Origin of the sequence: Desnuesiella massiliensis (assembly GCF_001403615.1) — a bacterium.
Classification (GTDB): Bacteria; Bacillota; Clostridia; order Clostridiales; family Clostridiaceae; genus Desnuesiella; species Desnuesiella massiliensis.
The window spans coordinates 1,462,910-1,475,036 of sequence record NZ_LN879457.1 but is presented as its reverse complement, the minus strand read 5'-3'; the positions used below and the strand labels follow the sequence as shown (position 1 = coordinate 1,475,036).

Genomic DNA, 12,127 nt, shown 5'->3' with positions numbered 1-12,127 from the left:
TTTATTTACCGCCTTTCTGCTCTTTATATCTACTTAATAAGGCTTCATCATAAATATCAGAATAGTATTTAAAATCAAAGTACTCTCTAATAATTAAAGATTCAATACTTCCTCGTTCATAACAATCTATTAGTACTATTCCATCCTTTACTATCAAATATTTAAAAAGCACTGAGGTTTTTTCCATGGGGACTATATCCACTTTTTTATTAAATTTAGCTTGGGCTAAGTCAATGATTTCGCCTATGGTAAAAGCTTCTTCCATAGCTTCGTATTTATGCTCAAGTATTATAGCAACATCTATGTCGCTCATATTATTATTATCTCCTCTAGCCATAGACCCAAATAAATAGGCTAACTTTATAGGATATCTTCTACTAATTGAATTTAAAAAATTTGACATTTCTATAATTAAGGTTTCCTTATCCATGACCATTACCGCCTTCATTTTATATATACCTTATTATACCACAGTTAGTAGATTTTCAATCATTGCATCTTAAGGCATCTCCAAAATATACTTCGCATCTTTGATTAGTTATTTTTTTGCGATGCTTAATATAGTTATTTTTATGACTCAAACACAAAAAGTTAGATGGAGTTTTTTCATTCCATCTAACTTAGTTGTATTTTTACTTCTCCATAATAATACCGTAATAGGATTTTACAGTTAAAATATAATATAAGAGATATATAACTGAATATACAGCATAAGATATCAATACTGGTGCTACGAGGTTTGTATTTAATATTTGAGCAAGAAGCTTTAATGCAAAGGCAGAATGGGTTAGTCCCACAAGCAATGGAAGTAGGAATACTATTAATAGTTGCTTTGCAATGGAACTTTTAACCTCTCCTTTAGTAACACCTATCTTTCCTAATATAGCATAGTTTCCTTTATCCGTAGTAGCTTCAGAAAGCTGTTTGAAGAATATTATGCTTCCGGTACAGATTAAGAATACTAATCCTAAAAATGCCCCTATAAATATCATCAATCCAGTACCCTCTAGACCAGCTCTATAGGATTCATAGAATTCCGAATATCCATTAGAATAATTACCTGTTTTCTCCTTTTCTTCTTTAGTTCTTTTTGGAGCTAATTTTCTTAACTCTTCAGAAAGCTCCTTAGCGTTTTTCTCATTTTGAACCTCATAAAGGCTTATATTATAGTTAGTGCTGTTATTGTTCTTAGCAAAATTATATATTTCATCTTGTACTACAAGCACTGAAGTAAACATGAGCAAGTCATCATTTATGATGCTTTCCTTTTCAAGGCTAGAGATTTTCAATTCTATATTTTTATCCTTTCCGTAAAGGGTATACTTAGCGCCAATAGGATTTTTCATAAAATTTTCCATGTATTGTCTGTCTATCAATATGGCTTCATCATTTTTTAACTCTAGGTTCTTAACTTGTCCTAAGTGTTTATTAAGGGCGTTGTATTTACTTAGGGATATAACATTTACTGTGCTATCTTCATATTCTTTAGAAGATTTTTTCTGCAGCACTGGAACCTTAGCTTTGGATAAGGTCACATCTACATTTTCTGATCCAATTATGCTGTTATTTTTATATTTTGCCATAGTATCCTCTATGGATTTTATAAGTGTTGAGTCCTTAGTAACAAAGCCATAGGAAAAAGGTTTCATATCCTTTGTTACTTTTTCGTTGTTATAATAAAAGGAGAAGGTAGTACCTACAGCAGTGAGAGTAGTAGCACTTAATACAGCTATGGTTGCTAAAGATCTAGCATTTCCTTTTATTCTGTATAATAGTTGAGAGGTACCGATCATATTTATACCTTTGTAGAATCTACCCTTGTTCTTTTTAGACATTTTCACCATAAACACTACACAGGAATTAAAAAATAAGTAAGAGCCCAATATGGTTAAGCCAAGAACTAGGAATATAGAAATAGGAAACAGCTTAAACATATAATCTATGTTTGCGAATCTATAGCCTGCAGCAATCATTATCACTGATATTATGGATAAAATAAAAGAGGCTTTAGGCGTATTTTCTCCAGATTGATCTGCTCTAAAAAGATCCACTAATTTAAATCTAAAAATTATAGTGTAGGCATGAATAGAAGCTATAAAAAATAGTACTAAAAATACAATGGAAGTTTGAGTAACGGCTTTAGGTACAAGGGAAAAAGATAATTTTATAGATTCTAAGGCCATTAATTTAACTAATATATTAATAAAAAGTCTTGATAGAAGGCCACCAATTATAATGCCTACTGCAAGAGCTAGAACACCCATGCATAAGGTTTCATAGAATAGCATTCTTCCTATTTGTTTTTTCTTTACCCCCATCATGGAGTAAAGAGCAATTTCATTTTTTCTCTTTCTAGTGAAAAAGGAGTTACAATACCATATAAATATAGCTGAGAACACTGCTATTACTATAGAGGATGCTTGAAATGCGCCGTAAATCATTTTAGATCCGCCAATGGCCTTTGCAATCTCCTCATTATATTGAATGGAAGTAAAGGTAAAATATATCATTATGCTAAATACCATAGCCATGAAATATAAAAAATAATTATAGAAGTTTCTTTTAATATTTTTAAATGCAATACTGAATAAAGACAAAATATCACCACCCTGTTTTAAATATTTGCTATATATCTGTTACTGTATTTCCTAAAGTGGATAATACATCTAATATTTTTTGGAAGAATTCTTTTCTTGAATTTCCCTTTCTAAGTTCAGTAAATAGTACTCCGTCTTTTATAAACAGAATCCTTTTACAGTAGCTTGCAGCAAAGGCATCATGAGTAACTAGCATTATAGTAGCCTTATCATTTTCATTTAAGTCGCTTAAGGTTTGTAGAATTTCTGCGGAAGATTTTGAGTCCAAGGCTCCTGTAGGCTCATCCGCTAAAACTAAAGCAGGCTTTGTTATGATAGCTCTAGCAATAGCAGCTCTCTGTTTCTGACCACCAGACACTTGGTAAGGATATTTGTTTAAAGTATCACTTATACCAAATTTATCTGAAATTTTTGCCACTTCGTGTTCAATTTCTTTTGCTCCAACTTTAGATAGGGCAAGGGGTAATACTATGTTTTCTTTTATAGTAAGGGTGTTTAATAGGTTATAATCCTGAAACACAAAGCCTAACTTCTTTCTTCTAAAGGATGATAGCTTATCTTCATTCATTTTTGTTATATCATCTCCACCTATGGTAACATTGCCTGAGGTTGGATTATCAATAGTAGATATTATGTTTAGTAAGGTAGTCTTTCCAGCGCCAGAAGGCCCCATTATTCCGACGAACTCACCTTCTTTTATCTCTAAATTTATATCATGCAACGCTGTGTAGGTAACTCCTTTTGAAGCGTATACTTTCTTAAGATTTTTTGCTACTAATACATTATTCATTTATTTGTCCTCCTATATTTAAAACTTGATGTTTTCTTGTTTACATATTCATTTTATAAAAATAAGGTAAATAGAACCATCTATTTACCTAACAAAAATATATTTAAAGCTTACATTAATGTAATATTTATTTTGAGGTTACTATTTTATAGTAGGAGTTTACTGTTATGACGCAATAAACTAGATATATTAAACTATAGCATAGTATGGATAGAATCATAGGCTTTATCAAATTTGTATTAACTAGATATAAATTTATAAGATTTATGGCAAGTAATGCATGGCAGATTCCAACTATTAAAGGACTTAAAAAGAAGAAGATGACCTGTTTATAGATGGATTTTACAATAATATTTTTAGGCGTACCAAGCTTTGCTAATATATCATAGCTTTCCTTATCTTCTATAGCATCGGACATCTGCTTAAAGAATATTATGCTACCAGTACATATTAAAAGTATAAAGCCTAAAAAAACACCGATAAATATAATTAAGCCCGAAGTTTGTAAGTGATCTTTATAAGTGGTGTAATAAGAAGATATATTATTTAAAAGGTAACCCTTACTATTTTCATTTAACTTTTTATCCTCTACTACTTTTCTAAAATTGCTTACCACTTCATTGGTGACCTCTCTTGAGTGAGTTTCATTTTTAATATTATAACCTCTAAACCTAAATAAATCTTCATCCTTTGCTAGGGTTTTAAATAGATTATCGCTGACAATTACAATCCTATAAATCAAACTCTCATTCATTAAAAAATAAGGTCTAAATTCAGAGATTATAAAATTTTTATCCAGCTTTTTTATATATAGGTTTTTATTAATATATGTATCATTTTTATAGCGCTTATAGTAGCCATCAGTTATTGCCACTTCCTCATCTGAAGGAAGACTTACTTCTGCATTAATTCTAGCTCCTTTACAAAGCTTATTAAAATCCGATTGAGATATAACTGAAATTTTATCCAAAGAGGGGCTGTGAGCAAGATCATTTAGCACAGGAGCTATGGCATCTAGCCTTGCAAAGTATACTTCCACCTCAGACTCTATGGAGTTTTCACTATACTTTTTTATGACACCTTCTACAGCCTTATCTAAATCTTTATCCCATGATACAAAGGCAAAGGTAAATGGATAGGTGTTTTTCGTTTCTTTAGTGGAACTGTAATAGTAGCTATAAGCTCCTCCTACAGCCAGTATGGTTCCAGCTATAAGCATGGATATAGTAGCCAAGGTTATAGCATTTTTTTTAATTTTATAGCCTATTTGAGAAGTACCAAATAGGTTTATATTTTTATAATAATGAAATTTTAATTTTTTTGATATATTGATTATGGATACTAGTAAATGAGTAAATAAGCCATAGGTGCCTATGAATATAAAGAGCAAGGCTAAAAAAATTCTTAAATCTTCATTCTCTTTAAATTTAATTACTACATAATATCCATAGGATATTAAAAGAGCAAATATTATAGATAATAGCAAAGATATTCTTGGCCTTTTATTTTCATAGCCATCATATCTAAATAAATTAATTAGCTTTATCTTTCTTATAGAAATGTAATTTCTAATAGATATTATAAAGAATATTATAAAATAATTTTTTATGGTATTTGAAATTGAAATATTTGATATATATACTCTAGCTAAGGAAGTGGAAAATCCTATTAGTTTAAGTAATATCATTAAAAATAGTTTTAAGAATAGGGAGCCTAGAAAGATTCCAAATATCAAAGCTAATACGCCTATACATAGATTTTCTATGAAAACAATGAGCCCTATATGATTTCTTTTAACGCCTAGAACAGAATATAATGCAAATTCTTTTGTTCTTCTTTTTATAAAAAAAGAGTTACTATACCATAAAAATAGCACTGAGAAGAAAAACAATGCAGAATTTGCTGTGAAGAAGGCAGGTTGTATAACCTTATAAAACTCATCATTGCTTGGTATTATATTAGTATTTTGTAAAGATGCAAAGGTTAAGTATACCATAACTATAAAAACTATGGAAAAGAAATACAAAATGTAGTTGTATGCATTTCTGCTTATATTTTTAAAACTTAGCTTTATAAGAAACATGCTACCTCCTAGCCATGAAACTAAATCACTTGCTTACATTATAATAATCTATTAATTTAGGGAAATGGATAATTACTTTAGTGTAATTACCATATTCTGATTCTATACTTATATCATGACCTAATTTTAAACACATTTTTTTCGCTAGATATAATCCCATACCTGTAGATTTATTATTTAATCTTCCATTATACCCTGTAAAGCCTTTATCAAATACACGGTTTAAATCCTCAGATTTTATACCTATACCTCTATCAAGTATAATTAGTCTCTTCTCTTTATCATCTTTTTCGCTATATATATCTATCTGACTGCCCGCTTCTGAATATTTCAATGCATTTGATAGAACTTGATTGATTATAAACAAGAGCCATTTTTTATCTGTAAGAACGGAGAGCTCCAAATTAAGCATATTAGGCCTTATCCTTTTATGTATAAAGATCTTTGAATTACGCTTTATAAGGTCCTTTACCAGCTTTTCTAGTTCTATTTCATTTAAAAAGTAATCCTTAGAAAACTCATCAATTTTAGAGTAATATAAAGCCTGTTCTACGTAATTATCAATTTTATCTAACTCTTCGTCTATGTTATCTAACACCTCATCCATAGGCTTGCCAATGCTATTTTCAATTATTAACCTGCTTACAGCTATGGGGGTTTTCACTTCATGAACCCAGGAGGTGATAAACTCTGAATTATCAATTTTATCAACATAAAGCTTTTCTAATCTTTCATTTTGAAGCTTATATACCTTTTTTATCAATGCATTATACTTTTTTTGCTCAGAGGTAAGGCCTTCAGGAAGAGAGGTTGTTATCTCATCCCTTTGATTTTCTATGATATCCTCTAAAGCGGAATAATATCTTTTTAAATACATGAATTCAAAAAACATATAGAAGATAAAAAGAATGAAAACTACTACATTAATGTATATAACATTATCTCTAGAGACTTTAACAGAATCATCTAAGTAAATAACTAAAGAGATAAAAATCATTATAAAGGTAATAAAATATATTAAGAATCTCTTATCTTTTATATAATCTCTAAGCTTCATTAGACTATATATCCTTGCCCTTTCTTGGTTTTAATAAAATCCTCAAGACCTACATCAGATAATTTCTTCCTAAGTCTATTAATATTCACAGTGAGAGTGTTGTCATCCACAAAGCTCTCATCCTCCCAAAGACTTCTCATTATCTTGTCTCTGCTTACCACATTGCCGTTGTTTTTCATTAAAATATAAATTATCTTAAATTCGTTTTTAGTAAGCTCTACCTTTTCCTCATTGTAGATTAAAGTACTGTCTTTTAGGTTTAAAAACACATTATTATACTCTACTACATCGGAGGAGGTATCTGTATAGGAGTAGGTTCTTCGTAGAATGGCATTAATTTTAGCCATTAAAACCTCTAGTGAAAAAGGCTTTTGAATAAAATCGTCTCCTCCCATATTTATTGCCATGACTATATCCATATTAGTATTTCTTGAAGAAACAAATATTACAGGAACCTTAGATACTTCTCTAATTTTGTTGCACCAATAGAAGCCGTCAAAGCTAGGTAGGTTTATATCCATCAGAACAAGATGAGGTTGATGCTTAACAAAAACATTAAAGGTTTCACTAAAGTCTTCAACATAAACACATTCAAAGCCCCAACGTTCTATATTCTCTATAACAATTCCTCTGATTTTAGGATCATCCTCTACAATCATTATCTTAAACATTTTTTCACCTCTCATAAATCTTTTGACATTTTACTTATATTTTACATCAAAAATATAAAAATTTTAACTCTAAAACCTAAAATAGTATAATAAAGTGCATCTCATTAATATAAAAATAACAGGCAAAATTATATGCCTGTGAATTTTAGTTTATATCATATTTATTTTATACTGGGATGAAAAACCTTATACCAACCTTTTGCCTTCATAAGATCTTTTCTGTAAAACTCTATATATTCCTCTGAAGGATTGCCGTTATTTCTATTTACCCAAGCCTTAATCATGTCATCAATACTATTTCCTCTATTGTCAGCTAAGTACCAGGCAGTGATCTTAATGCTTGTTTCTGCATCAGTTAAGGTTTCTGGTTTAAAATCTTTTAAATCCATTTTTTTAGCTATTGCTAAGGCGGATTCATCCTTAAATTGTCCTAAGCCGTTTTTCTCACCTTGCTCATATTTGAAATCTCTAAAACCACTTTCTTTATTTATTACAGCGGCTAAGATATTAGCGTCAATTTTGTATTCAGCTGAATATTTCTGAATATAGTCTTTGTATTTCAACGGAAATAGGATTTTGTTTCCAAATAAAAAGCTAGATCCTAATGCTAAGATTAAAACCAATACTATTATGCTCCAAGTTTTCTTCATTCTTTATTCCTCCTAAATCTAATTTTTATATTATAAACAAGCATAGAAATAACTTTTATTTTTATAGGTATCACTATAGATAAATAGTGAATACTCCTTATTTAACCATAGATAGTTTAATAAAGCCATTTCCTTTTTATTTATCAATACGCTCAACAACAACATGAGAAGGCCATAGGCATGATGATTTGGGAACGATAGGCTAAAGCATAAAGCTATGAGAAACAAGGTGAAAATAGGAGCGAGTAAAATTATAGTATATTCCTTTCCACATAACACAAAGTTATCAGCTACAGGGCTAAAAAACAAACGCTTAAAGTGCCTATAAAACCTAATATCTTTAGCCCCAAACAGTCTGTATAAAGAGCACTGTATCAGCTTCTTAACAGGGATAAAACCTATAGCTGTAAAAGTGCATGCTATTAAAGTTTTCATAATCTTAAACATACTTAGATTGACACTATGTATATTTGTTAACATGAAATAAAAGCTGACCATCATTAATAAAGTTACACAGAAAGTTACCAAGGTAAATTTTCTAAAATACTTAGAAATAAAAGTACTATTATCCTTCATATTAACTTTATCTAATAATATATATTTGCTCTCTTTTATCAATTCCTCTATTTTTAATCTCATAAACCTCACCCGCGTTAAGTAATTATATAATAAATAATAAAATAAAAAAGCTTTTCCATCCATAATATAAGATTACAAATATAAGATTAAGCTTACAGTTATGTAAGGTTGCCGCTTTCCTCAGATGACTAAAAATATTATGAATATTTTGGAGCCTGTTAAATAAATACTATGAACATGAGAAAAGAAATTCTCTATATAAATATAATTTATGGAGGGAAGTACTATGAGTAATATAGCAAGTGAAAGTTTTCCTAAACAATTCCCGAAGCAACACCAGAACAAGCAGCCAGGCATAGAGGATATGATGCAGCCTACCCCTGTTTATGATCACCCAAATTATAATAAGCCTTCTTTAAGACTTCAAGACAAGGTAGCAGTGATAACAGGAGGCGATAGCGGCATAGGAAGAGCTGTGGCTGTTGCTTATGCTAAAGAGGGTGCAGATGTAGCCATAGTGTTTTATGATGAGCACCAAGATGCTGAAATAACAAAACAAAAGGTTGAGGCCTCGGGAAGAAAATGCCTTCTTATCAATGGAGATGTAAGTGATGAGAACTTTTGTTATGAAGCAATAAATAAGGTTATAACAGATTTTGGGAAAGTAGATATTTTGATTAATAATGCAGCCCAGCAATATCCTAAAAATAGCATTGAAGATATAACTAAGGAACAGCTAGAGCATACCTTTAAGAACAATGTGTTCAGTGCTTTTTATATGACAAAGGCTGTAATGCCTCATTTCAATCCAGGCTGTAGTATTATTAATACTACCTCTATAACAGCCTATAAAGGAGATGAGCTTTTAATAGATTACTCTGCCACAAAGGGAGCCCTTGTAAGCTTTACAAGATCCATGGCGGCATCCCTTGCCTCAAGGAATATAAGGGTTAATGCAGTAGCTCCAGGTCCTATATGGACTCCACTAATAACTTCCTCCTTTGATGAAAGCAAGGTGGAGAAATTTGGTTCAGATACACCTATGGGAAGAGCGGGACAGCCAGTAGAGCTAGCTCAGGCCTATGTTTTTTTAGCTTCTGAGGATGCATCCTTTATTACAGGTCAGGCTATACATATAAATGGCGGGAAGATAGTTAGCAGCTAAATTTAAAACACCTCAATGAAATTTTGTATAATTTTACTGAGGTGTTTTAGAGGATTTTTAAATTTTATATTTATGCGCATTTTAATATTTAAAGTTACACATAGCTCATTAATAAATATATAATTTAGCAATGTATTGCAGAGAAAATTTCCTTACAGTTTGAATTTAATGTGTGAATGTTACCTAAGATACATTCATAATAAAATCTAAGGATTTCTCCAACACTCCAAGCTTGTGAATGGCAACCTCTTGGTAGATGAGGTGAATCTCCGTCAAATATTTCTGCTATAGTACCAAGGCATTGATCTTCCATATGGGTTTCTAGGTCTCTTAGCAGACTATTTACAAATTCCATAGTTTCTTTATGGTAGTCATTTACTTTACAATAAGCACTGAAGAAGGCTCCTATAGGAAATGCCCAAACAGTTCCTTGATGATATGCCATATCTCTATCTTGTAGCTTCCCAGAATAAATGCCATGATAGTCCTTATGATCTTTGCTTAAGCTTCTTAAGCCATAGGGGGTATATAAATTTTCAAAAACTTTATTTACTACCAATTTCTCTTTTTCTTTGGATAATATAGTAAAGGGCAAGGATATAGCCCAAATTTGGTTAGGTCTTATACTATCATCATAGCTATCATTTTTTATTACATCATATAAGCATTGTTCTTTTTCGTTCCAAAATTTTTCATTAAAAGATTTTTTCACTTTTTGAGATAAATCTTCATAATGTTCAAAGTCTTCTCCACCAAATTTTTTATCTAACAGTGCAGCTATTTTTAAGGCGTTATACCATAGAGCGTTTATTTCTACAGGCTTTCCATGTCTTGGGGTGACTACTATATCATCAAATCTTACATCCATCCAAGTGACTTGATCCAGGCCAGAACCAGCGGATATGAGTCCATCTTTATCCATTTTAATATTAAATTTCGTTCCTTTTTCGTAAGCTTTAATTATATTCTTAATAGTTGGATAAATTTCTTTATTAACAAAATCTAAAGCAGTTGTATTATTACTATATAGTATATAATTATATACTGCATGTACATACCAAAGGGAAGCATCTACAGTATTATAAATGGGATCTTGCCCATTATGAGGAAACATATTAGGTATTAGACCATCTTTTTCATAAATGCTAAAGCTTTTTAGAATTGATTTAGCATCATCCAACCTATTTGTAACCATAGTTAGTCCAACTAGAGCTATCATAGTATCCCTTCCCCAATCCAAAAACCAAGGGTAACCTGCTAGTACTGTCTTACTATCTATAGAATCTCTTTCTACAATGAAGCTATCTGCAGCTAAAGGAAGATATTTAGCTAAAATTCTATCTTCATTAAATATAGCTTTAAATTTATTTATTCTTTCTTTTTGAGAAGCCATTATTTTTTGTGGATTAATATTTATTTCTTTTTCTATAGTGCAAACTAAGTATAGTTTTTTTACTTCGTAAGGTTCTAAGGATATTTTCATAATGCCTGGTACATAAAAATTATCTAAATAGTTATCTCCAGTGGCTATATCTACATCATAAAAAACTTTATTTGTAATATAATCTGTATGTACTATAGTTTCTACTTCAGTTAAAAATATATTTATATCAATATTTTTATTTAGCATAGGCTTTAAGTGGAAGCCGTTTTTTTGCTTATTAACTATGAACCTCAAATTCTCTTCTTTATTACATTGTTCAGGCTTCTTAAAGCACATCCAAGGTTCTATATTTATTGATGATTTATTAACCCCATTATTGATAGTATATTCTACTATCACCGTGTTCTTTTTGTACTCCATAACTATTTTTTTATCAATAATTGCATCTTTAACTAAGTACCTGTACATAGGTATACCATCATAATAAAAGCTTTGTTGATATTTATATCCTTCATCTATTTTATCTTCATATTTAGTTGTAGATAAAGGATATTCTTCACCTTCTATTATTAGAGTTTCGCATAACTTTGAAAGAATTAAATATCTTTCCTCTGGTGAGGATAAAGCTCCTATTAATAATCCGTGATATTTTCTAGAGTTAGCTCCTACTACAGTACTACCACAAAAACCACTTCGTCCATTAGCCATTAACCATTCTTTTTCTATGGCTCTTTCGTAATTTAGCCATTGCTTTTTACCTATATTCATAAGTCACCTCTGTTAAAAATAGTAAAGATATTTTTAATAATTAAATTTATAGGGAGTGTCGCAAAACTACTTTAAAAAGTAGTTTGCTCCACTCCTTTTTTGTATTCAAATAAAAATCGATTATAAAAACAGGCCATTACTCCAAGTTTTCATGAATTCTTGATTTTTTGACGCACTTAAATAAGCCTAACACTTTTTCGAGAAATTTTGTCTTACTCTTAGGCTATTTTTACTTCATGAAGATGTTTTTTGCACCTATCATTTTGTATTTTTGAATGCAATTTATTTATATTGAAACCAAAACAAAGAAGAAGGAACTCATTCTTAACACTATTTTTGCCACGTGTTAAGAAACGATTGAATTGGTAGTCATTTTTTAGTAC

The 12,127-nt window shown here is 30.4% G+C and carries 11 protein-coding genes; 1 reads left to right on the top strand and 10 read right to left on the bottom strand.

Going from position 1 to position 12,127, the window contains the following annotated elements:
• Position 1 precedes the first annotated feature (1 nt).
• From mntA to BN2665_RS24840, 8 genes are all read right to left on the bottom strand, one after another.
• A complete protein-coding gene (mntA, locus tag BN2665_RS24875) occupies positions 2-430 on the bottom strand; it encodes a type VII toxin-antitoxin system MntA family adenylyltransferase antitoxin (RefSeq protein ID WP_055669772.1) in 429 nt (142 codons plus the stop codon).
• Between the two features lie 202 nt (positions 431-632).
• Positions 633-2,597 carry an ABC transporter permease gene (locus BN2665_RS24870; RefSeq protein ID WP_055669771.1) on the bottom strand — a complete coding sequence of 655 codons (1,965 nt, stop codon included), beginning with the start codon at positions 2,595-2,597 and terminating at the stop codon, positions 633-635.
• Positions 2,598-2,625: 28 nt separating this feature from the next.
• Positions 2,626-3,387: an ABC transporter ATP-binding protein gene (locus BN2665_RS24865; RefSeq protein WP_055669770.1), complete on the bottom strand. Its 762-nt coding sequence runs from the start codon at positions 3,385-3,387 to the stop codon at positions 2,626-2,628.
• A 127-nt stretch (positions 3,388-3,514) separates the two neighbouring features.
• Positions 3,515-5,470: an FtsX-like permease family protein gene (locus BN2665_RS24860; RefSeq protein ID WP_055669769.1), complete on the bottom strand. Its 1,956-nt coding sequence runs from the start codon at positions 5,468-5,470 to the stop codon at positions 3,515-3,517.
• Positions 5,471-5,495: 25 nt separating this feature from the next.
• Entirely contained in the window at positions 5,496-6,527 is a 1,032-nt protein-coding gene (locus BN2665_RS24855) for a sensor histidine kinase (protein ID WP_055669768.1), read from the bottom strand.
• The gene (locus tag BN2665_RS24850) at positions 6,527-7,198 is read right to left on the bottom strand and encodes a response regulator transcription factor (protein WP_055669767.1); all 672 of its coding nucleotides are present in this window, start codon (positions 7,196-7,198) and stop codon (positions 6,527-6,529) included. The genes BN2665_RS24855 and BN2665_RS24850 overlap by 1 nt, the downstream gene beginning before the upstream one ends.
• Before the next feature lie 161 nt (positions 7,199-7,359).
• Positions 7,360-7,848 carry a transglycosylase SLT domain-containing protein gene (locus BN2665_RS24845; protein WP_055669766.1) on the bottom strand — a complete coding sequence of 163 codons (489 nt, stop codon included), beginning with the start codon at positions 7,846-7,848 and terminating at the stop codon, positions 7,360-7,362.
• A gap of 30 nt (positions 7,849-7,878) precedes the next feature.
• On the bottom strand, positions 7,879-8,487 hold the full coding sequence (locus tag BN2665_RS24840; protein WP_055669765.1) for a hypothetical protein: 609 nt from the start codon (positions 8,485-8,487) through the stop codon (positions 7,879-7,881).
• A gap of 226 nt (positions 8,488-8,713) precedes the next feature.
• Here BN2665_RS24840 and BN2665_RS24835 point away from each other — a divergent pair, with 226 nt between their 5' ends.
• Positions 8,714-9,592, top strand: a complete 879-nt coding sequence (locus BN2665_RS24835; RefSeq protein ID WP_055669764.1) for an SDR family oxidoreductase — start codon at positions 8,714-8,716, stop codon at positions 9,590-9,592.
• A gap of 124 nt (positions 9,593-9,716) precedes the next feature.
• Here BN2665_RS24835 and BN2665_RS24830 read toward each other — a convergent pair whose 3' ends face one another.
• On the bottom strand, positions 9,717-11,744 hold the full coding sequence (locus BN2665_RS24830; RefSeq protein WP_055669763.1) for an amylo-alpha-1,6-glucosidase: 2,028 nt from the start codon (positions 11,742-11,744) through the stop codon (positions 9,717-9,719).
• Between the two features lie 218 nt (positions 11,745-11,962).
• Positions 11,963-12,127: transposase (locus tag BN2665_RS26585; protein ID WP_195892636.1), on the bottom strand; the 165-nt coding region annotated here is incomplete at its 5' end.

What these genes read in the sequence shown, in the direction of transcription:
- BN2665_RS24850 (WP_055669767.1), bottom strand. Translation starts at nt 7,198, where the DNA reads ATGTTTAAGATAATGATTGTAGAGGATGATCCTAAAATCAGAGGAATT.
- BN2665_RS24840 (WP_055669765.1), bottom strand. Translation starts at nt 8,487, where the DNA reads ATGAGATTAAAAATAGAGGAATTGATAAAAGAGAGCAAATATATATTA.
- BN2665_RS24865 (WP_055669770.1), bottom strand. Translation starts at nt 3,387, where the DNA reads ATGAATAATGTATTAGTAGCAAAAAATCTTAAGAAAGTATACGCTTCA.
- BN2665_RS24855 (WP_055669768.1), bottom strand. Translation starts at nt 6,527, where the DNA reads ATGAAGCTTAGAGATTATATAAAAGATAAGAGATTCTTAATATATTTT.
- BN2665_RS24845 (WP_055669766.1), bottom strand. Translation starts at nt 7,848, where the DNA reads ATGAAGAAAACTTGGAGCATAATAGTATTGGTTTTAATCTTAGCATTA.
- BN2665_RS24830 (WP_055669763.1), bottom strand. Translation starts at nt 11,744, where the DNA reads ATGAATATAGGTAAAAAGCAATGGCTAAATTACGAAAGAGCCATAGAA.
- BN2665_RS24835 (WP_055669764.1), top strand. Translation starts at nt 8,714, where the DNA reads ATGAGTAATATAGCAAGTGAAAGTTTTCCTAAACAATTCCCGAAGCAA.
- mntA (WP_055669772.1), bottom strand. Translation starts at nt 430, where the DNA reads ATGGATAAGGAAACCTTAATTATAGAAATGTCAAATTTTTTAAATTCA.
- BN2665_RS24860 (WP_055669769.1), bottom strand. Translation starts at nt 5,470, where the DNA reads ATGTTTCTTATAAAGCTAAGTTTTAAAAATATAAGCAGAAATGCATAC.